The organism is Cupriavidus yeoncheonensis, from assembly GCF_905397275.1.
Classification (GTDB): Bacteria; Pseudomonadota; Gammaproteobacteria; order Burkholderiales; family Burkholderiaceae; genus Cupriavidus; species Cupriavidus yeoncheonensis.
This window is the reverse complement of sequence record NZ_CAJPUY010000012.1, coordinates 72,056-93,073: the sequence shown is the minus strand read 5'-3', so window position 1 is coordinate 93,073 and position 21,018 is coordinate 72,056. Positions and strand designations below refer to the sequence as shown.

Genomic DNA, 21,018 nt, shown 5'->3' with positions numbered 1-21,018 from the left:
CCTGTCGCGGCAATCTTCGGTTTTGCTGCCGCTTGCGGCCCTGGTGCGCCACCTGCGCCACATGCGCCATCTGCTGCCTTCCGTGCCGGGCATGCCTTTCGCTAGATAGTGGCGACAGGCGCGCACTTCGCGCGCGAACGGAGGTAAGCCCATGAAGCATTTCCGACCGAGCCGCGTGTTGCTGGCTGCGTTGCTCGCGGCAGCATCGATTCCTGCCATGGCGCAGTCGCCGGCAACGCCGCGCGGCGCGACCGACCCCTACACGCCGGGCGGACGCACAGGCGACAAGTTCGATCCTTACACGCAGGGCGCAAGCGCGCCCACGCGTCAGGACCTTGCCCCCGAGTCGCAGCCTTCCACAATGCCTGCGCAGCCTTCCGCAGTGCCTTCTCAGCCTGGTGCCTATAGGCCTGACACCATGCAGCGGACGCCATATCCGTATACCGAAGACAGCCCGAATCTGGGGCAGCGGCTCGGCACGCGCAACAGGTTCCTCGACGGAGCCTGACTGGTCGCGCGCAGGCTGCTGAGGCGTCGCATCCGCGTGCGGTCGCTTTTACCATCGGTTGAAATCATTGCCACCGCCCCGGGGCAAAGGAGGTAATCCCATGAGACTCAGCGACTATCCCGATCGCCGCCGCGATCCGCGCGATGACGACTACCCGCGCGGCGACGACGACTACCTGCGCAGGCCAGCCCAGCGCATGTACGGCGGCAATGACCAGGGCTACAGCGATTTGCCGGCGCATCAGCGAACCGAACGCATGCGTCATCTTTCGGCCCGCCACGGCAATCCCGAAGAACGACTGCCACGCGAAGACGAACGCGGCACCTGGGGCCAGCAGGACCGGCGGCGCGACGAGGGCGACGAGGAATGGGTCGGGCTCTACGTCGAAGAGTGGACCTGGCCCGCTTCCGGGGCGTCCCGCCAGGAACGATACGGCGAGAGGCGCCCCGATCCGCGCCGCGAGCAGGGCCGCTATCCCATGTATGTCCTGGATGAGCAACGAGAGCGGGAGCAGGAGCAGGAGCGTCATGGGCGCGAGCGCGGCTACGGCCGTGGCGATGCCGGTTATCGCCGCAGCGAAGGGCCGCGCAACTATCGCCGCGCCGACGACCGCATCCACGACGATGTGTGCACGCGGCTCGCGCATGAACCCGGGCTCGATGTGAGCGAGGTGACGGTGCAGGTACACGACGGCGTGGTGACGATGGAAGGCACCGTGAACGACCGGCGCAGCAAGTACGAGATCGAAGACATCGCGGAGTCGGTGTTCGGCGTGCGCGATGTGCTCAACCACATCCACGTGCACCGCTACGGCATGCTGGCCTCGGAGTAGGTCGCTCGGAGTAGGCCGTTGTCACAACTGAATCGCCCCGGCACTGCCCGGGGCGATTTCGTGTGGGATAACCTAGTCGATCTTCGGCGCAGAGGGAGGACGCTCCTCACGCTCGTCCGTACGGTCAGCCTTGTCGACCGGCACGCCAGCGGGCAGGCGCTCCGCCGCGCGTTCGACGTCCTCGCCGATCAGTTCCTCGGGAAGCGCTTGGTCGGGCGGCTCATGGCGCTCACGGTCGATCTGGGCCAGTTCGGCGTCGATATCCTCCGCCGGCTCGGTCAGGTCGGGGTCCAGCGTGCTTGGCACGTTGCCGCCGGCGGCCTCCCTGGCGCTGCGCGCGTCGCTGCGTTTGCGCTCGTCGTGCTCGTCGCTACGCTTGCGCGTTGACGACGCGGCAGCCTGCGGGCGTGAAGCCGCCGACGCCCGCCTGTTGGCGCCTCCTCCGGTTCGTACGGTCTTGCTCATCCTGCTCTCCGGTTGGCTTCAGATTTCAGACTTCAGACCAGACTTCAGACGTTCAGGTGTTCTCGACCGGCGGCTCGCTGGCTTCGGGACTGCCGCCGCGGCGCACCGACGGCGGCTCGCCGTTCTCGTCGGGAATGTCGTGCTCGCGCTCCACGTCGCGCCGGGGCTCGCGGCCGGGCTTTCCGCGTTCATGGTCGACATCGGGCCCCTTGTGGCTTGTCCGCTTGAGGTCCTGCCGGTTGTCGTGCTCGTGCTGGCGGTGCGTATTCATTTGCCGTGCCCTCCTCAAAACCTGGTTAGTCGGTGCGGGCCTTCAATTCGTCGGATACCGCGGTCACGCCGCGGACGCGGCGCGCCATGTCCATCACGCTCGCGCGTTGCGCGTCGTCGCGCACGGTGCCCTCCAGTCGCACCACCCCGTCGGTCGTGCTGACGCGGATATTCGCCGGATCGACGGCCCGGCTGGACGCCAGCCGCGCCCGGACTTCCGTCGTGATGTCACGGTCACTGCTGGCCTGGGTGTCACGGGGCTCGGCCGTTCGGCCCGGCGACGACGGCGCCGGGGCCGGATCTGTTGGCGCGGCATGGATAGCGCTGCCAGCGAACAGCAGCGCGGCTGCCACGGCTGGCGCGGTCGATGCGAGCTTGGCGCGCAGACGAGTGTTCATGGCGATGTCCTCCGGATAGCGGCCAGCCTTCCCGGGCAGCATGCGGCGACAACGGCCGCCACATGGTCCAGCGTCTGGCCGGCCCTTGCGCATATCTCTGCAAGCTTCGTTCCCGCACCGGCGGGCGGCAGTGCGCACGGCCATGCGGCGCAATCGCAGCAGCGCTGCTGTACTTTTTACCGCGGCTGAAGAAACTGCATGGGCGGGCGGACGTGCGCGCGAAGGTGGTCGCCCCGGCGCCCCGGCGGCACATGTGGCGCGGCATTTGCGTGCAGCCGCGTCTATAGTGAAGATCGATGCTGGCCTTGGACCGCTTGCGGGGTGGCGTCCAGGCAGCCGGCCGGGGGGAAGCGGCTCACCGATTGGGAGGAAGCTATGAATCTGGCCGCCGTCCTGTCTTCCCTCGTCCTCGCCTCGTCCGTGGCGGTGTCCTCGACCCCCGTCGAACGGCAACTGCTCGCCATGACGCCGTCGGCCTTCTCGCAACGCTTCAATACCGTCGCCCACGACACGGGCTCGGGACTGACCCTGCCGTCCTTCAAGGTCAAGCCGGGCTGGCACCGGGCCGCGCCAAGCACCGGTGTCTCGGTGCTGGTGCGCGCGAGCCAGTCCGGCTACGCGCTCGACGAGGTCGTGGTGGTCTGCCAGGAGGTCGAGCGCTGCTTCCTCACCATCTGCACGGCGGCGCTGGCGATCGACGAGTCGATCGATCCGCGCCTGCTGCAACGCTTCATCGTCGCGCGCATCTCCACGGAACTCGGCGAGGTCGGCCTGGTGATGTCGGGCCTGGCGTATATCGTCGTGACGCCGAAGGAAGACGATTACGTGGCCCTGGTGATCCGGCCATACCTGCCGCAGCAGCAGGGCGCGTCGCCCACCGAGGCGCGGGCGGGCAAGCAGTTGACGCCGATCGCCGCCCGACTCACGCGGGGCATCGCGCCGACGTTGTGACGCAGCCGGACTGCTAGGCCGGCCGCAGCAGCAGCGCCACAGGCAGCACGCCAAGCACTTCCCGCAACGGCAGGGCGCCGTCCGGCCCGGCAATGCAGGTTTGCCGCGTCAGCGCATCCATCCAGCTTCCGCACCGCCGCTCGCCCGCCTTGATGGCAGTGTGGCCCCAGCGGGCCGGCGCAATGCGGGGCAGGTCGTGGTCGACGAGCGCGGCGCCAAGGCGTGATACCACCGTCAATGCTTCGTGGGCGCCGCGTGTCCGCGCAAAGGCCAGTACGTGGCCGGCCAGCGGACCCTGCGCCATCAGCGGCTGGTAGTCGCCTTCCAGGAACAGTGCTTCCTGCGCGCGGCGCGCCGCCAGCGCGTGCCGCACGAGCTGCTGCTTGATACGTCCGTCGCGCCAGCGCGGCAGCCACTCGGCCCAGCCGGCGCCGCAGTCCAGTTGCGCTTGCAGGCGCTGATAGTCGGGTGGTCGCCGGTTGTCCGGGTCGACCAGGCTCAGGTCCCACGCTTCGCACCCCTGGTAGCGGTCCGGCACGCCGGGCGCCGTGAGCTGGAGCATGGCCTGCGCGAGGCTGTTCATGGCGCCAGCCGGGGCCACGCGCTGCGCGAACTGGCCGATCCGGACGAGCAGACCGCCGTGCGGCCAGTCCGCCGCAAGCCCGTGCAGGAAGGCGTCGCAGGCGTCTTCGTAGCCAAGGTCCGGTTGCGTCCAGTTGCCATGCAGCTTGGCTTCGCAAATGGCCTTGCGCTGCCATGCGCCGATGCGCTGCAGGAATGCGGCCAGCGCCTCATGCCGCGCAAGCGCATCGGCCTGCATCGGCCAGGCGCCTACCAGCGTCTGGTACAGCATCAGCCGGTCGGCCGGGTCGGGAGCGCGGGGCAGCGAAGCCAGCAAGCGCGCGCCGTCGGCCTCCCATGCGCGCACCGCTGCGGCCCACGCCTTGGGCAGTTCGCTCAATACCGCCAGGCGCATGCGCGCATCTTCACCGCGCTTGTGATCATGGGTGGCCGTGGCCAGCATCGCATGCGGAAAGGACCGCTGCCGCGCCGCCATGGCGGCATGGAAGTCTGCCGGCGCCAGCGCCAGCGCGGCCGGATGGCTGCCGACCTCGTTGCGCGACAGCAGCGGCCCATAGCGGTAGAACGCCGTGTCTTCGCCGGCCTTGGCGGCCAGCGCCGGCATCAGTTGCTGCACGCGACGCCGCGCCTGCGCCGGCGCGCTGGCATCCGGCTGCCGCGTGCGCAGGCAAGCCAGGATAAAGTCGAGCGCTGCCGCCTGTTCGGGTGCGAGCGTAGCGCAGGCGCTGCGGGCTGCCGTGTCGAGCATTGCCTGCCCGGCATGTGGGGCGGCATGTGGGGCGGCTTGTGGCGCGGCATGCGGGGCGGCATCGCGGCCCGAAGGCGGGCTGTCGAAGTAGGTCCGATAGACGGGGACGGCCTCCAGCAGCGCAGCCAGTGCTTGCCGCAATGCCGGCAGGGTCAGGTCCCGTGTGGCGGGTTCGACGGCCGCGCAAGCGTGCAGGCGGGCGCAGGCGCCTTCGAATTCCGTGACCAGGTGATGCCGCAGGATCTGGCGGCGCGCATCCGCGAGCGCGGCCGGATAACTGGCGGGCCGGCCCCCGGTCTGTCGCCACAAGGCGGCGAGCGGCGCGGTGCCCGCCTCGCTGTGCAGCACCGCGCTGACCTGATCCATGAAGTCATAGCCGGTGGTGCCGTCGACCTGCCAGTCCGCCGGCAAGGCCTCGCCCGCGGCCAGGATCTTCTCGACCACCAGCCACGGGCGCGGCCGGGTCGGTGCCGAGGGTCGATGGGCGGCATGCGCGTCCAGGCACGCGCGCAGTCGCCGGCAGTAGGCCGCGGGGTCGGCAAGGCCGTCGACGTGGTCCACCCGGACGCCGTCGATGATGCCTTCGCGCAGCAGGCGGAACACGAGCGCATGCGTGGCGGCGAATACCGCGTCATCTTCCTGCCGTATGCCGACCAGGTCGCTGATCTCGAAGAAGCGCCGCCGGTTGAGCGCCGTCGCCGCCGTGCGCCACCAGGCCAGGCGGTAGTGCTGGCGCTCCAGCAAGGCATGCAGGTGTTCGCGGCCGGCTTCGTGCGTGGCATCGAACCATTCCGGACGGTTCGCGGCGTGGCGCAGGAGTTCGCCCGGTGCAAGCGGAAAGTCGTGCTCGAAGTAGCGCAGCGTTGCCGCATCGCCGCCGGCGGCAGGCACCACGCGCAGCTCGCCGCGTGTGAGCGATTCCCAGTACGGATGGCCGAGCACGGGCACCAGCACCTTGCCGTGGAGGGTCGGGTCCGGCGGCTGCCAGTCGATATCGAAACATGCGGCATGCGGACTGTCCTGTCCGTGCGCCAGCACGTCGCGCCACCACGCATTGTGGGTGGCATCGGCGGCCATGTGGTTGGGCACGATGTCGAGGATCAGCCCGAGTCCGGCGTCCCGCGCGCGACCTGCCAGCGCGCGCAGCGCGCTCTCGCCGCCAAGCTCGTCGCGCACGCGCGTGAAATCGGTCACGTCGTAGCCGTGCGTGGAGCCCGGCCGCGCCTCGCACACCGGCGAGAGATAGAGGTGGCTGACGCCGAGCGCGGCATAGTAGCGGACCACCCCGGCCGCGTCCGCGAGCGTGAAGCCAGGGCGCAGTTGCAGGCGCGCGGTGGCCCGCGGCAGCAGCGGCGGCAACGGCGGCGCGCCCGGCTGCGCACTCCGGTCAGCGGACGCCGGCGCCGACGCCATGGCCTGGCGTGCCGTGGCCGGACAGCACGGCGATGCAGCTCAGCGCGGGCAGCGAACCGCTGGCCAGCGAATCGGCGTGGCCGGCGGCGGTTTCGTGAAGCATGGCGTAGCCGGGCGCGGGCGGCTGGCAGGTCACGGCCTCCCGGCCCAGGTTCAGCCAGATCGACAGGCACGCGCCGTCGCCCAGGCGCCAGCGTGCGCGCAGCGCGGCGCGCCCGAGCACGTCGACGCCCGCGCTGCGGGCGCGCGGCAGCCGGTGCATGAGCCATTCCTGCCGGATGGCGAGCAGCCGGCGGTAGTAGCGGGTCCAGTCATTCTCGACGCGCATCGGCGGTCGCGAGGCCTCGAACGTTGCCGGGTCGTTGGGGTCGGGAATTTCCCGTGCCCGCGCCTCGTCGCCGAAGGCTGCCACGCTGGCAAATTCCTGCCTGCGCCCCTGGCGCACGGCCTCGGCCAGTTCCGGAGGATGGCTGGTGAAATAGTAGAACGGCGTTTGCGCCCCGCATTCCTCGCCCATGAACACCAGCGGCACCTGCGGGCAGAGCAGTTGCAGCGCCACCGCGGCGCGCAGCGCCTCGGGATCGGCCAGGGCGGCCAGCCGTTCGCCGAAGGCGCGATTGCCGGTCTGGTCGTGGTTCTGCAGGAAGCAGACAAAGGCCGTGGGTGGCAGGTGGCCACTGGGTTGGCCGCGACGGACGGGCGCGTGCGAATCCGCGGCGGCCGACCGGAACGGCGACACTTCGCCCTGGTAGGCGAAGCCTTCGGCCAGCACGCGGGCCAGGTGCCGCAGCGGCGAATGCGGGCTGGGCTGGCCGTCCTGGCCGGAGTCCGCGGCACCCGCAGCGTAGTCGCGATAGTAGCCGTCGTGCTCGCCGGTCAGCAGGACATGCAGCGCATGGTGGGCGTCATCGTTCCATTGAGCGTCGAACCCGGCCGCGAGGCGCGAGGCGTCGTTGTGGTCGTTCTCCAGTACGAGGTGGATGTGGCGCCCGGCCATGCCCGGCCACGCGCGCAGGTCCGACGGCAGCGTCGTCAGCCAGCCTTCGTCGTCGATGGCATGCACGGCGTCGAGACGCAGGCCGTCGAAGCGGAACTCTTCCAGCCAGTAGCGCGCATTCTCGGTAAAGAAGCGGCGCACTTCCGGGCGGCGGAAATCGATCGCGGGACCCCATGGCGTCTTGCGGTCCTGCCGGAAGAAGGCGTTCGCATAGTGGTGCAGGTAGTTGCCCTCGGGCCCGAAGTGGTTATAGACCACGTCGAGCAGCACCATCATGCCAAGGCTGTGTGCATGATCCACCAGCGCGCGCAGCTGATCCGGGGTGCCATAGGCGGATTCGGGCGCAAATGGCAGCACGCCGTCATAGCCCCAGTTGCGTGCGCCGGGAAACTCGGCGAGCGGCATCAGTTCCACGGCGGTGAACCCCAGCGCACTGAGCCGCTGCAGTTGCTGCATGGCGCCCGCGTAGCCGCCGCACAGGCCGACGTGAAGCTCGCAGATGACGGCCTCGTGCCACGGTCGCCCGCGCCAGTCCGGGCAGGTCCACGGATAGGTGGCGGCCCTGGGCTGGCACGCGACACTGGGGCCGTGCACGTCGCCCGGCTGCCACCGCGAAGCGGGATCGGGAAAGGTGGTGCCGTCATCGAGCCGGAACCAGTAGCGTGTGCCATCGCCACACGGCACGACCGCGTGGAACCAGCCGCCTTCGCCCGGCGTCATGCGCACTGGCCCCATGCCCGCGATCTCCAGCCGCACCGACTCGCCACGCTGCGCGGCGTCCGGTGCCCACAGGCGGAAGCCGATGCGCCCCTCGGGCAGCCATACCGGGCCAAACGCATAGCCGTGCGGATCGTCGTTGGCCGCGGGCGCCCGCGGCGCGCCGGCCGAGAAGCTGTCCAGCGGCGCCAGTCGAGGTGTCGCCGAGGTGGCACCGGTTCCGAGAAAAAACGAATACTGGTTCAAGATCGGCTCCTGACAGTTGTGGCCGGGCGGGCGCGGCCCCGTTCGCCGAAGGCGCCGGGCACCGCCCTGGTTCTGCGAAGTCCATGCCAGGCCACAGGCCGTGGCAAGGACCGCTCCGGCCCTGCCGCTGCGTGGTCGGGATGGCGCATCCGCGCGCCGCTTTGTAGAAGATGCATGGCCCTAGTGACCTTTGCCCGCACGGATGCCGCTGTCCGCATGCCGCGGCGTGCCGCTTGCGCGGTGCAGCAGGTGGACGGGCACGGGCTTGACCCGCCAGATCCGCTCGCAGTACTCGCGGATGGCGCGGTCCGATGAAAAGTGCCCCGAGCGCGCGCACGACAGCACCGACATGCGCTGCCAGTGCTGGGGCTGCATATAGGCTTCGCAGACGCGCTGCTGGCACTCGACATAGGCGCCGAAGTCAGCCAGCAGCAGGTACGGGTCATGGCGCAGATGCTCGTCGAACAGGCCGCGGAAGACTGCTGGATCGCCATGCGAGAAGAAGCCCTGCTGGATCAGGCCGAGCACCGCGCGCAATTCGGGATTGCGGTGGTAGTAGGCGGCCGGGTCGTAGCCTGCGGCGCGCAAGGCGTAGACCGCGGGCGCGGTCAGCCCGAAGGCGAAGAAGTTGTCCGCGCCGACCGCATCGCACAGCTCGATATTGGCGCCGTCCATGGTGCCGATATTAAGCGCGCCGTTCATGGCGAACTTCATGTTGCCGGTGCCCGAGGCTTCCTTGCCGGCCAGCGAGATCTGCTCCGACAGGTCCGCCGCCGGATAGATGCGCTGCCCGCAGCTGACATTGAAGTTGGGCAGGAACACCACCTTGAGCCGGTCGCGCAGCTGCGGGTCGCGGTTCACCACGTCGGCCACGCTGGTGATGAAGCGGATCATCAGCTTGGCGTACTCGTAGCCCGGCGCGGCCTTGCCGCCGAACAGGAATGTGCGCGGCGCGAGGTCGAGGTTGGGCGCGGACTTGATGCGGTGGTAGAGCGCGATGATATGCAGCACGGCCAGGTGCTGGCGCTTGTACTCGTGGATGCGCTTGACCATGACGTCGAACATCGACGACGGGTCGATGGCCACGCCCGTGCAGTCGCGCACCAGTTCCGCGAGTGCCACCTTGTTGTCGCGCCGCGCGGCCTGCCATTGCTCGCGAAAGCCCGCATCGTCGGCGAAAGGCTCCAGCGCGCGCAGCCGTTCCAGGTCGGTGACCCAGCCCTCGCCGATGGCATCGGTCACCAGCCGCGACAGGCGCGGGTTGGACAGCGCCAGCCAGCGCCGCGGCGTGACGCCGTTGGTGATGCTGGTGAATTTCTCCGGCCACATGTCGTGGAAGTCCCTGAGCACGTCTTCGCGCATCAGGCGCGAGTGCAGCGCCGCCACGCCGTTGATGGCGTGGCTGCCCACGCACGCCAGGTGCGCCATGCGCACGTGCCGCTCGCCATGCTCGCTGATCAGCGACAGGCGGGCCAGGCGCGAGTCGTCGCCATAGAAGCGGATGCGAACCGCTTCCAGGAAGCGCGTGTTGATCTCGAGAACGATCTCGAGATGGCGCGGCAGCACGCGGCCGAACAGCGGCAGCGGCCATTGCTCCAGCGCTTCGGGCAACAGCGTGTGGTTGGTATAGGCGAAGGCCTGGCGCGTGACGTCCCAGGCCTCGTCCCACGGCAGGTCGTGCTCGTCCACGAGCAGCCGCATCAGCTCGGCGATGGCGACCGCGGGGTGCGTGTCGTTGAGCTGCACCGCGAACTTCTCATGGAAGCGCGACACCGGCATGCCGTCGGCCGCCAGCAGCCGCAGCATGTCCTGCAGCGAACAGGCGACGAAGAAGTACTGCTGTTCCAGCCGCAGTTCCTTGCCCTGTTCGGTTTCATCGTTCGGATAGAGCACCTTGGTCAGGTTTTCGGAGGTGACCTTCTTGCTGACCGCGCCAAGGTAGTCGCCGCGGTTGAAGGTCGGGAAGTCGAAGGCCTCGGTCGCCTCGGCCCGCCACAGGCGCAGCGTGTTGACGGTATTGACGCGGTAGCCCAGGATCGGCGAATCGAACGGCACGCCCACCACCGTCTTGGCCGGCACCCAGCGCACGCGATAGCGCCCGCGGTCGTCGGTGTAGTGCTCGGTATGGCCGCCCAGGCGCACCTGCACCGCCCACTCCGAACGCTGGATCTCCCACGGGTTGCCGTTGCGCAGCCAACTATCGGTTTTCTCGACCTGCATGCCGTCGATGATGGCCTGCTGGAAGATGCCGTATTCGTAGCGGATACCGTAGCCCAGCGCCGGGATCTCCAGCGTGGCCAGCGAATCCATGAAGCATGCGGCAAGCCGGCCCAGGCCGCCGTTGCCGAGCCCGGGCTCGATCTCCTGCGCGAGGATCTGCTCCAGGTCCAGTCCCAGCGCCTGCATCGCGGCCTCCACCTCGCTGTAGATGCCGAGGTTGATCAGGTTGTTGCCCAGGTGCGGGCCGATCAGGAACTCCGCGGACAGGTAGGCGACCGTGCGCGACGGCTGGTCAAGGTACGCCTCGGAGGTGCTGATCCAGCGCTGCACGAGCCGGTCGCGCACGGTATGCGCGAGCGCCTGGTAGAGGTCGTTCTGGCTGGCATGCTCCGGCGGTTTGCCCTGGGTATGGAACACATGGTCGAGGAAGGCGCGCCGGATCGTGGCACTCGACAGCGCGGTGCGGGTATCGTCGGCATGCTCGGACCTGCTGGCTTCCGTCATGGGGCGAGCTCCGTATCAAGGTGGCTCAGCGCGCGCGCGGCGCGCCGGGCAGGCGGCCCTGGCGCACCGCCCGTGCCCGTGCGCGCAAGTCCGGCGTATCGAACAGCCGGCGCACATCCGCATCGAGCCTGCGCTGCCAGTTGGGATGGCCCGCCGTGGTGCCGGGCAGGTTGGCTTGTTCGGCCGCGCCCAGCAGGTCCTCCAGGGGCAACAGGCACAGCGGCGTGCGGGTGCGGCCAAGCCAGGCCAGCACGGCGTCAAGGGGCGGATGTTCCGGGCCCGGCAGGTCCCCGCCGGCAAGACCAGCGTCGCACAGCGCCTGCCATAGTGCGGTGCGCTCGCGCACACGGGCGGCGCGCACGTCCTGCGGGGTTTCGGCTGGCGCGAGCAAGCCGAGCCGTTCGCGCCATGCAAGGTCCTGTCCCCGCCACCATCCGGCGACGGTGGGCAGGTCGTGCGTCGAGGTGGTGGCGACGGCATGCCTGGGCCAGTCCTCGGCGCGCAGGAACGGCGCGGCATCGGCCGGCGCAACCGCGGCCAGCGCATCGGGTGCGGTGGCGGCCGCTTCCGGAGGTGCCGGCGGTGCCGGTTCCGCGCGCGCGAACCACAGCACGTCGATGCCGAGCACGCCGCGCGCGGCCAGCGCGCTGTCCAGGTGCGGCGGCACGGTGCCCAGGTTTTCGCCGATGATGATGGCGCGGTGCCGCCACGATTCCAGCGCCACCAGCCGCAGCAGCACCTGCAGCGGGAAGTCCAGGTAGGCCCCGTCGCGGGCAGAAGCGCCCGCCGGTACCAGCCACATGCGCGCCAGGCCCAGCACATGGTCGATGCGCAGCCCGCCGGCATGGGCCAGGTTGGCGCGCAGCATCTCGATGAACGCGCCATAGCCATGCTGGTGCAGGCTTCGCGGAGAAAACACCGACACGCCCCAGTCCTGTCCGTGCGGGTTGTAGACATCCGGCGGTGCGCCGGCGTGGAAACCGTCGAGGATGTCCTGCTGGCGCGACCATGCCTGGCTGCCGCCCGGGTCCGCGCCCACCGCCAGGTCCGCGATCACGCCGATTGCCATGCCCGCGTCGCGCGCGGCCTGCTGGGCACGCGCGCGTCCGTCGTCGGCCAGCCATTGCAGGAAGACGTGGTAGTCGATTTCCTGCGCATGGGTCATCGCGAACGCAGCCACGGCCGGATCGGCGGGCGAGCGCAGCGTCACCGGCCAGCAGCGCCAGTCCGCCGCGCCGCTTGCATTCATGCCGTTGGCCGCTGCGCCGAGGCGGCTGGCCTGGATCGCTTCATAGCACGCGTGATCGTGCAGCGCGGTGCCGCCGCGCGCGCGGAATGCGGCGCACGCGTCCAGTGCTGCCGGCGGCAGCAGTTGCCCGCGGTGCTCCCAGAGCCAGCGCAGCACGGACAGGCGCAGCCGCGACAGCTCCGGCCAGTCGATCTCGCTGCGGGCCTCATGCTGCGCGAAAGCTGCGCCGGCGTTCAGCGCCGCGATGGCGCTGTCGACCGCGTCCTGCCCGAAGACGGCGGCGGGGTCCGCATAGAGCGGATTGTGGAACAGGCGGCTGGACGGCGAATAAGGGCTGTAGCGCTCCGGCAGCGCGGCAAAGCCCGCATGAAGCGGATTGATGGCCACGGCATCGGCGTGTTCGCCGGCGGCTGCCTGGCAGCACTGCGCCAGTGCCGACAGGTCGCCCATGCCGGTCGGCGCGCCGCGGCGCAGGCCATAGAGTTGCACCGCCAGCCCCCAGGCGCGCGCGCGCGCCGCTGCGCGGTCGGCTGTGGGGTCGGCTGTGTGGTCGGATGCGCGGCCGGCTGTGCGCAGAGCGTCGTCCACGCCGAAGCAGCGCTGCGGGGCCACCGCCAGCACAGCCTGCGCGTCGCCAATGTGCAGGCGGTGGTAGCCGCATGCGGCGACGGGCGCGAGGCGCAGCATCCCGTCTCCGGCGGGCTCGGCCGTCCCGTCGAGACGGCTGCCATCTTCAAGTTCGATCCGGTACGGCCGCGCATCCGTGCCATCGGGCCACGGCACGGCGACGGGCTGCCCCTGGTCCGCCGTGATCAGCGCAGGCAGCCCGCGGGCAGCATCCCCGGCGTCCAGCCATGCACACGAGGCCTGGCACTGCGCGGGCGTGTCGCAGGCCAGCGCCAGGCCTTGCAGCAAGCGGCGCAGCGCCGCGTCCGCGACCTGCTGCGGCCGGCCCCAGGCATCGAGCCAGTGCGGCTGCAAGCCGGCACGCCGCGCCAGCGCGTGCAACGGGGCGGATGGAGAGGGTAGAGAGGCGGTCGGCAAGGTCATGCGTCGGGCTCCTGCGGAATGCTGTGTGGCGGCGTGGCCGGGCGGGCATGCGGTGGCGGCTCGGCCTGGGCGGCGAGCAGGACCAGGGCATGGGCGGGCACTGCCTGCAAGGTCGCGCCGGCCACCGGCAGGCCGGCTTCGGGCAGCTCGGGCTGGCTGCTGTCAAAGAGCCGCTGCCAGTCCAGCGCCGGCTCGGGCAGGTGGAACACCGCATCGGTGTCGCCTGCATTGAGCAGCACCAGCGTCACCTGCGCCGGGCCGCCCTGGCCCCCCTGGCCGCCCCGCAGGGAGCGCCGGGCCAGTTCAGCGCGTTCCGCCCGGCGCAGCGCGAGCGTGCGGATGTCGGGGTCGGCCCACGCCTCGGGGCTGGGCGGCTGCCCGGCCGTGTCGAACCACGCAATATCGCCGATGCCCGGCACCGGCTCATGATTGCCGTGCGCAAAGCGGTGGGCGCCGAGGGCGTACAGCCTGCGGCGCAGCGACAGCAGGCGGCGCACCATCTCCTGCAGCGTCTGGCCCTGCGGCGTCTGCGACTGCTTCCAGTCCAGCCAGGACAGCGCATTGTCCTGGCAGTACGCATTGTTGTTGCCCGCCTGGCTGCGCCCGAACTCGTCGCCGGCGGTCAGCATCGGCGTGCCCTCGGCCAGCAACAGTGTGGCCATCATCGCCCGGGCCACGCGCGCGCGCAGTTCGAGGATGGCGGGATCGTCCGTGGGGCCTTCGACGCTGCCGTCCGGGCTCCAGTTGGCGCTGTGGTTGTTGTCGGTGCCGTCGCGGTTGTCTTCGCCGTTGGCTTCGTTGTGTTTCCCGCTGTAGCTGACGAGGTCGGCCAGCGTGAAGCCGTCATGCGCGGTGATGAAGTTGACGCTGGACCACGGCCGCCGGTGGCGCCGGTCGAACAGGTCGGCCGAGCCGGCCAGCCGCGCCGCCAGTTCGCCGCGCTGGCCGGCGTCTCCGCGCCAGTAGCGGCGCACGCTGTCGCGGAATTTGTCGTTCCATTCGGCGAAGCCCGGCGGCTGGTTGCCAAGCTGGTACCCGCCCGGCCCCAGGTCCCACGGTTCCGAGATCAGCTTGACGCGGCTGAGCACCGGGTCCTGCAGCACCGCACCGAAGAACGTGGCGTCCGGGTCGAAGCCGTTGTGATCGCGGCCGAGCGTGCTGCCCAGGTCGAAGCGGAAGCCGTCGACGTGGTAGCACTCGACCCAGTAGCGCAGCGAATCCAGCACCATCTGCAGCACGCGCGGATGGGGCAGGTTGAGCATGTTGCCGCAGCCGGTGTCGTTGAGATAGCGGCGTTCGTCGCCGGGCACGAGATGGTAGTAGCTGGCGTTGTCCAGCCCGCGCCACGACACCGTCGGGCCGAACTCATTGCCTTCGCAGGTGTGGTTGTAGACCACGTCCAGGATGACTTCGATGCCGGCCGCGTGCAGCCGCCGCACCGCGACCTTGAGCTCATGGAGCTGGCTCGTGGCGAGGTAGGACGGCTCCGGCGCGAAGTAGGACAGCGTGTTGTAGCCCCAGTAGTTGCGCAGGCCGCGCTCCAGCAGGAAGCGGTCCTGCAGGATGGCGTGCACCGGCAGCAGTTCCACGGCGGTGACGCCAAGGTCCAGCAGGTGGTCCAGGAAGCGCTGGTCGCACAGCGCGGCGAAGGTGCCGCGCAGGTGCGGCAGCACATCTTCGCGCAGCATCGACACGCCGCGCAGGTGGGCTTCGTAGAGGACCGTGTCCTGCCACGGCACGTCGGGCGGCCGGTCGTTGCCCCAGTGGAAGCTCTCGTCGACCACCACGCCCTTGGGCATGGTGGGTGCGCTGTCGCGGCGGTCCGGCGTCAGGTCGCCGCGCGCGCTGTGCAGGCGGTAGCCGAACAGCGCGTCGGACCACCGCACCGGTCCGCTGAGCTGGCGCGCGTAGGGGTCGAGCAGCAGCTTGTGCGAGTTGAAGCGGTGCCCGCGCGCGGGGTCGTACGGCCCGAAGGCACGGTACCCGTACAACGTGCCCAGCGCGGCGTTGGGCAGGTAGCCATGCCAGATCTCGTCGGTGCATTCGGGCAGCGGCATGCGCGACAGTTCCTTGCGCCCGTTGCCCGAGAACAGGCACAGGTCGATGCGCGCGGCATTGGCCGAGAACACGGCGAAGTTCACGCCGAGCCCGTCCCACTGGGCCCCGAGCGGGTAAGGTTTGCCGGCCAGCAGCCGGTCCGCGGCCTGGAGCGCCATGGTCAAGCCTGCGCCCCGGCATGCTGCAGCAGCAGCATGCCCAGCGGCGGCAGGGTGAGCGACAGGGAGGCCTCCTGCCCATGCGCCGGCACGGCCTCGGCCATGAGCGCGCCGTCGTTGCCGACGTTGCTGCCGCCATAGCAGGCCGCATCGGTGTTGAGGCGCTCGCGCCAGCAGCCGGCGAAGGGCACGCCGATGCGGTAGCCGTGGCGCGGCACCGGCGTCATGTTGGCCACGGCCAGCACCACGTCGCCGCTGCCGGGCGCGGGGCGGCGCAGCCAGGCGAAGACGCTGTTCTGGTGATCGTCGCCGACCACCCACTGGAATCCCGTAGGGGAATGGTCAAGTTCGTGCAGGGCGGGCAGTTCCCGGTACAGGGCGTTCAGGTCCCGTACCAGCGTATGGACGCCACGGTGCATGGGGTGGTCGAGCAGCGCCCAGTCGAGTTCCGCGTCGTGGTTCCATTCCTGCCACTGGGCAAGCTCGCCGCCCATGAACAGCAGTTTCTTTCCCGGATGCGCCCACATGAATCCGTAATAGGCACGCAGGCCGGCAAAGCGCTGCCAGTCGTCGCCGGGCGCCTTGCCGATCATCGATCCCTTGCCGTGCACGACCTCGTCGTGCGACAGCGGCAGCACGAATGCCTCCGACCAGGCATAGACCGTCCCGAACGTCATGTCCTGGTGGTGCCACGCGCGATGGATGGGGTCCAGCGACAGGTAGCGCAGCGTGTCGTGCATCCAGCCCATGTTCCACTTGAAGTCGAAGCCCAGCCCGCCGCTGGCGGCGCTGGCCGTGACGCCGGGCCACGCGGTCGACTCCTCGGCGATGGTGAGCGCGCCGGGGCAGCGTTCATGCACGACCGAGTTGAGTTCGCGCAGGAAGGCCACCGCTTCCAGGTTTTCGCGCCCGCCGAAGCGGTTGGGTACCCACTGGCCGGCCCCGCGGCTGTAGTCGCGATAGAGCATGGACGCCACCGCATCCACGCGCAGCCCGTCGACGTGGAAGTGCTCGAGCCAGTGCAGCGCGCCGGCCAGCAGGAAGCCGCGCACTTCGTTGCGGCCCAGGTTGTAGATCAGCGTGTTCCAGTCCTGGTGGAAGCCTTCGCGCGGGTCCTGGTGTTCGTACAGCGCGGTGCCGTCAAAATGCGCCAGCCCGTGCGGATCGGTCGGGAAATGCGCCGGCACCCAGTCCAGGATGACGCCGATGCCGCTGCGGTGGCAACGGTCGATGAACGCCGCGAACGCCTGCGGTGGCCCGAGCCGCGCCGTGGGCGCGTAGAGCGACAAGGGCTGGTAGCCCCATGAGCCGCCGAACGGGTGCTCGGTCACCGGCAACAGCTCGATGTGCGTGAAGCCGAGCTCGCAGACGTAGGGGATCAGCCGGTCGGCCAGGATTTCCCAACCGTGCGCGGGGTCATTGGCCGTGCGCAGCCACGACCCCGCATGGACCTCATAGATGGAAAGCGGGGCCGCGTAGGGCTCGACGGCATTGCGCAGGCGCAGCCAGTCATGGTCCTGCCACGGGAAGGGTGGGGCGGAGACCTGGGGTTCGGTCACGACCGACGCGGTGGCCGGGGGCGGCTCGGTGGCCAGGGCGAGCGGATCCGCCTTGTCGGGCAGTTCGGCGCCGTGCGGGTCGAGCAGGTCGAACTTGTAGCGGCAGCCGGGCCGCGCGCCCATGGCCGCCGGGATGAACAGCTCCCAGATGCCGCCGGGGTGGCGCAGGCGCATCGGGTGCCGGGCGGGCTGCCAGCCGTTGAAGTCGCCAATCACCGATACGCGCCGCGCATTGGGCGCCCACACGGCAAAGCGCACGCCCTCGACGCCGTCGATCCGGCGCCACTGCGCGCCCAGGCAGGCACCCAGCTCGAAGTGCCGTCCTTCGGCGATCAGGTGCAGGTCCAGTTCGCCGAGCAGCAGGCCGAAGGCATAGGGGTCGTGGCTGAGCTGCTCACTGCCGTCGGGCCAGCGCACCCGCAACTGGTAGCCCGGGGTGCCGGCGGCAAGGCGCCCGCTGAACACGCCTGCGTGGTGCAGGGCAGTCATGTCTGTCAGCGGCGTGCCCTGCAAATCGGTCAGCGTCACGGCTTGCGCACCCGGCACGCAGGCGCGCACGACCAGCGCGCCGCCGTCCTGATGCGGCCCCAGCACGGCGAACGGGTCGCGATGGCGGCCCTCCAGCAGCGCGCTCAGTTCGCCGTCGGCGATGGTGCCGGAGCGGCGCTCGGGCCGGTTGTCGACACGGCTCATTGGGGCTCCAGGTTTGCGGCCAGCAGCTTGCGCGCCATGCGCGCGAGGCCGCTGGCTGGCAGGTCAATCCATGCCACGCGGTTGGCGGCTTCATATTCGACTTCGTAGGCGGCGCGCTCCAGCAGGAACAGGTCGAGCAGCGGCTGGAGCTGCGCCGCTTGCACCCACGGCGCACCGGAGGCTTCCATGTGCTGGCGATAGCAGGTCAGGAAGGCATCGCTCGCGGTTGACCGGAAGCGCTCCAGCAGACCCACGCGCCGCTCGGCCAGTGCCGGGGGCAGTTCGGCATGGGTGCGCTCCTGCCGGTCGGTGCCGACCGTGGCCGCGGCGTAATCGATCGAACGCAGCAATCCCGCCACGTCGCGCAGCGGCGAGGTCTTGCGCCGCCGCCAGTCGAGCGGCAGTCCGGGCTCGCCCTCGAAGTCGACGAGGTAGGTGTCGTTCTGCGCGATCAGCACCTGGCCCAGGTGGAAGTCGCCGTGGATGCGGGTCTGCAGGCTTCCGGGCGCGGCCGCGGCCAGGCGCGTGACAAGTTCGGGCAAGGCTGCGCGGACCTTCATCAGCGTGTCGACATCGGCCAGGAAACGCTTGCTGGCGGATTTCGGATCGTCGCGCGGGCGCTTTTCGAGCAGCGCGAGCGCGCGCGACAGGGCCGCCATGGCGTGTTCGGCCCACTGGCGCGTTTCCGCTTCGGTGGCTGCCAGCGGCGCGAAGGCCGGGTCGTCCGTGGGCCGCGCCAGCACCGCGTGCAGCTCGCCCAGCCGGCGCCCGAGCGTGCCGGCCACGGAGGCGTAGCCGTTCATGGCTTCGGCAAACTCGTCCTCGTTTTCGCTGGCGGGAAGCGCATCGTCGATGACGCGGCTCAGGTAGTTCAGCGTCCAGTCCCAGCCGTTGCCCTGGTTCTGGATATAGCCCTGCACCAGCATCAGCGTGTGCGGAATGCCGTCACTGCCGGTGCGCGACACTTCGCCGAGCAGTGGCGGCGAATGCGGATAGCCCTGGGCCGTCAGGTAGCGCGTCATCTCCACCTCCGGGTGCATGCCGCCCGAGAGGCGCCGCACCAGCTTGAGCACGGCGCAGTTGTCGTAGGACAGCGAGCTGTTGGACTGCTCGGCCGACATCCACTGGATCTCTTCCTGTTCCGGCCGCAGCGCCGACAGGCCCGGCTCGGCGCGGAACCGGATCGTCTCCTGCGGGCCGTGCAACTCGGCGCCGGCCCGCAAGGCGTGGATCACCTCGCGCGCGAATGGCTCCAGCACGAAGCCGTCGGTGGCCAGGCCGACGCGGCTGCCCTGGCGCACACGCGCCATCGACAGCCCATGCGCAAGCTGCGACACGCTATCGGCGCTCTCGCGGTCCCACAGCAGGCCGAGCGGAAGCTGGTAGCGCTCGGTGCGCCCGCCGGACAGCCGGACCTCGACTTCGCCAAGATAGATTTCCTCGCCCGTGGCGGACCGCGCGAACGGCACCAGGTAGGCGAGCGACGCGCGCTGGATACTCTCGTCCTTGGCGCCGAACCAGCGCCGGCGGCGGATATAGGGCGGCAGCACTTCGGCATTGAGGATCTGGCGCGACGCCTCGGTCAGCTCGGGCAGTCCCTTGTTCTGCAGCACCAGCGTGATCTGGTCGGGCATCTGTTCCGGCGCGGTCACGTGCCACGCGGGCGGCTGCGCCTCTTCGCTGAGGACGAACCAGTAGAAGCCGTAGGGCGGCAGCGTGAGCAGGTAGGTGAGCGTGCCGATCGCAGGGAAGGGCGTGGCCCCCATCATCTCCACGGGCACGCGGCCATTGAAGCTGGCCAGGTCGAGTTCGACGGCCTGCGGCGCGCGCGACAGGTTGGCCACGCACAGGATGTGCTCGCCCTCGTACTCGCGCAGGTAGGCCAGGATCTTGCGATTGCCCGGAAACAGGAAGCGCAGCGTGCCGCGGCCGAAGGCGCGGTGCTTGCGCCGCAGCGCGAGCATGCGGCGCATCCAGTTGAGCAGCGAATGCGGATCGCGCGCCTGGGCTTCGACATTGACGGCCTCGTACCCATACAGCGGGCCCTGCAGCGGCGGCAGCACCAGCCGTTCCGGGTCGGCGTGCGAGAAGCCGCCATTGCGGTCCGGCGACCACTGCATGGGCGTGCGCACGCCGTCGCGGTCGCCGAGGTGGATGTTGTCGCCCATGCCGATCTCGTCGCCGTAGTAGATCACGGGCGTGCCGGGCATGGAGAACAGCAGGCTGTTCATCAGTTCGATGCGGCGCCGGTCGCGCTCCATCAGCGGGGCCAGCCTGCGCCGGATGCCGAGGTTGATGCGCGCGCGCCGGTCGGAAGCGTAGACCTCCCAGAGATAGTCGCGCTCGCTGCTGGTGACCATTTCCAGCGTCAGCTCGTCGTGGTTGCGCAGGAAGATCGCCCACTGGCAGTCGGTGGGCAGCTCCGGCGTCTGGCGCATGATGTCGGTGATCGGGAAGCGGTCCTCGCGCGCGATTGCCATGTACATGCGCGGCATCAGCGGGAAATGGAAGGCCATGTGGCATTCGTCGCCATGGGCGCCCGTGGCGCTGCGGCCGAAGTATTGCTGCGCGTCCTCGGGCCACATATTGGCCTCGGCCAGCAGCACGCGCCCGTGATAGCGCGAATCCAGGTGGGTGCGGATGTGGCGGATGATGGCGTGGGTCTCGGCCAGGTTCTCGTTGCTGGTGCCCTCGCGCTCCACGAGATAGGGCACGGCGTCCAGGCGCAGCCCGTCCACGCCGAGGTCCAGCCAGAAGCGCATGACCGACAGCACCTCGTTCAGCACCTGCGGGTTGTCGAAGTTCAGGTCCGGCTGGTGCGAATAGAAGCGGTGCCAGAAGTACGCCCCCGCCACGGCATCCCAGCTCCAGTTGGACTTCTCGGTGTCGCAGAAGATGATGCGGGTGCCGGCGTAGGCCTGGTCGTTGTCGGCCCAGACGTAGTAGCGGCGCGCGGCGGAGCCTGGCTTGGCCTTGCGCGCGCGCTGGAACCACGGGTGCTGGTCGGACGTGTGGTTGATGACCAGTTCCGTAATGACGCGAAGGCCGCGCGCATGTGCCGCCGCCACGAAGCGGCGTGCGTCGGCCAGCGTGCCGTAGTCCGGGTGCACGCCGCGGTAGTCCGCGATGTCGTAGCCGTCGTCGCGGCGCGGAGACGGGTAGAACGGCAGCAGCCAGATGGTGTCGACGCCAAGGTCGACCAGATAGTCCAGCCTGGCCAGCAGGCCGGCGAAGTCGCCCACGCCATCGCCATTGCCATCGAAGAATGACTTGATGTGCAGCTGGTAGATGACGGCGTCCTTGTACCAGAGCGGATCCGCATTGAGCAGCAGGGCGTTGGCGGGTTCGGTCAGGCGTTTCATCCGTGTCTCCGTGCCTTGGTTCTGCCAATGTCCGACGT

At 69.8% G+C, this 21,018-nt stretch carries 13 protein-coding genes; 3 read left to right on the top strand and 10 right to left on the bottom strand.

Annotation, left to right across the window (positions count from 1 at the left end; translation table 11 throughout):
* The first annotated feature begins 151 nt into the window (after positions 1 to 151).
* Complete coding sequence (locus tag KHO22_RS17535; protein ID WP_211948434.1) at positions 152 to 508, top strand: endonuclease; 357 nt, start codon at positions 152 to 154, stop codon at positions 506 to 508.
* Between the two features lie 100 nt (positions 509 to 608).
* Positions 609 to 1,340: a BON domain-containing protein gene (locus KHO22_RS17530; protein WP_211948433.1), complete on the top strand. Its 732-nt coding sequence runs from the start codon at positions 609 to 611 to the stop codon at positions 1,338 to 1,340.
* A 72-nt stretch (positions 1,341 to 1,412) separates the two neighbouring features.
* Here KHO22_RS17530 and KHO22_RS17525 read toward each other — a convergent pair whose 3' ends face one another.
* The 3 genes from KHO22_RS17525 to KHO22_RS17515 are packed head-to-tail and all read right to left on the bottom strand — an operon-like array spanning position 1,413 to position 2,473.
* A complete protein-coding gene (locus KHO22_RS17525) occupies positions 1,413 to 1,805 on the bottom strand; it encodes a hypothetical protein (RefSeq protein WP_211948432.1) in 393 nt (130 codons plus the stop codon).
* 52 nt (positions 1,806 to 1,857) lie between these two features.
* Positions 1,858 to 2,076 carry a hypothetical protein gene (locus KHO22_RS17520; RefSeq protein WP_211948431.1) on the bottom strand — a complete coding sequence of 73 codons (219 nt, stop codon included), beginning with the start codon at positions 2,074 to 2,076 and terminating at the stop codon, positions 1,858 to 1,860.
* A gap of 25 nt (positions 2,077 to 2,101) precedes the next feature.
* A complete protein-coding gene (locus tag KHO22_RS17515; protein WP_211948430.1) occupies positions 2,102 to 2,473 on the bottom strand; it encodes a BON domain-containing protein in 372 nt (123 codons plus the stop codon).
* A 375-nt stretch (positions 2,474 to 2,848) separates the two neighbouring features.
* Between KHO22_RS17515 and KHO22_RS17510 the strand changes: the two genes are divergently transcribed.
* Positions 2,849 to 3,424, top strand: a complete 576-nt coding sequence (locus KHO22_RS17510) for a malto-oligosyltrehalose synthase (RefSeq protein WP_211948429.1) — start codon at positions 2,849 to 2,851, stop codon at positions 3,422 to 3,424.
* A gap of 13 nt (positions 3,425 to 3,437) precedes the next feature.
* Here the strand turns inward: KHO22_RS17510 and treY are convergent, their stop codons facing one another.
* The 7 genes from treY to treS form a co-directional block, all read right to left on the bottom strand.
* On the bottom strand, positions 3,438 to 6,167 hold the full coding sequence (gene treY, locus KHO22_RS17505; RefSeq protein WP_211948428.1) for a malto-oligosyltrehalose synthase: 2,730 nt from the start codon (positions 6,165 to 6,167) through the stop codon (positions 3,438 to 3,440).
* Positions 6,142 to 8,127: a malto-oligosyltrehalose trehalohydrolase gene (gene treZ, locus KHO22_RS17500; RefSeq protein WP_211948427.1), complete on the bottom strand. Its 1,986-nt coding sequence runs from the start codon at positions 8,125 to 8,127 to the stop codon at positions 6,142 to 6,144. Before treZ ends, treY begins: the two co-directional genes overlap by 26 nt.
* A gap of 180 nt (positions 8,128 to 8,307) precedes the next feature.
* Positions 8,308 to 10,851 (bottom strand): glycogen/starch/alpha-glucan phosphorylase, encoded by a 2,544-nt coding sequence (locus KHO22_RS17495; RefSeq protein ID WP_211948426.1) that lies wholly within the window; start codon positions 10,849 to 10,851, stop codon positions 8,308 to 8,310.
* A 25-nt stretch (positions 10,852 to 10,876) separates the two neighbouring features.
* A complete protein-coding gene (malQ, locus tag KHO22_RS17490) occupies positions 10,877 to 13,150 on the bottom strand; it encodes a 4-alpha-glucanotransferase (RefSeq protein WP_211948425.1) in 2,274 nt (757 codons plus the stop codon).
* Complete coding sequence (glgX, locus tag KHO22_RS17485; protein ID WP_211948424.1) at positions 13,147 to 15,366, bottom strand: glycogen debranching protein GlgX; 2,220 nt, start codon at positions 15,364 to 15,366, stop codon at positions 13,147 to 13,149. The genes malQ and glgX overlap by 4 nt, the downstream gene beginning before the upstream one ends.
* A gap of 2 nt (positions 15,367 to 15,368) precedes the next feature.
* Positions 15,369 to 17,618, bottom strand: coding sequence for a 1,4-alpha-glucan branching protein GlgB (gene glgB / locus KHO22_RS17480; RefSeq protein WP_211948423.1), 2,250 nt, complete (start codon positions 17,616 to 17,618; stop codon positions 15,369 to 15,371).
* The gene (gene treS, locus KHO22_RS17475; protein ID WP_211948422.1) at positions 17,615 to 20,980 is read right to left on the bottom strand and encodes a maltose alpha-D-glucosyltransferase; all 3,366 of its coding nucleotides are present in this window, start codon (positions 20,978 to 20,980) and stop codon (positions 17,615 to 17,617) included. The genes glgB and treS overlap by 4 nt, the downstream gene beginning before the upstream one ends.
* Positions 20,981 to 21,018: the final 38 nt, after the last annotated feature.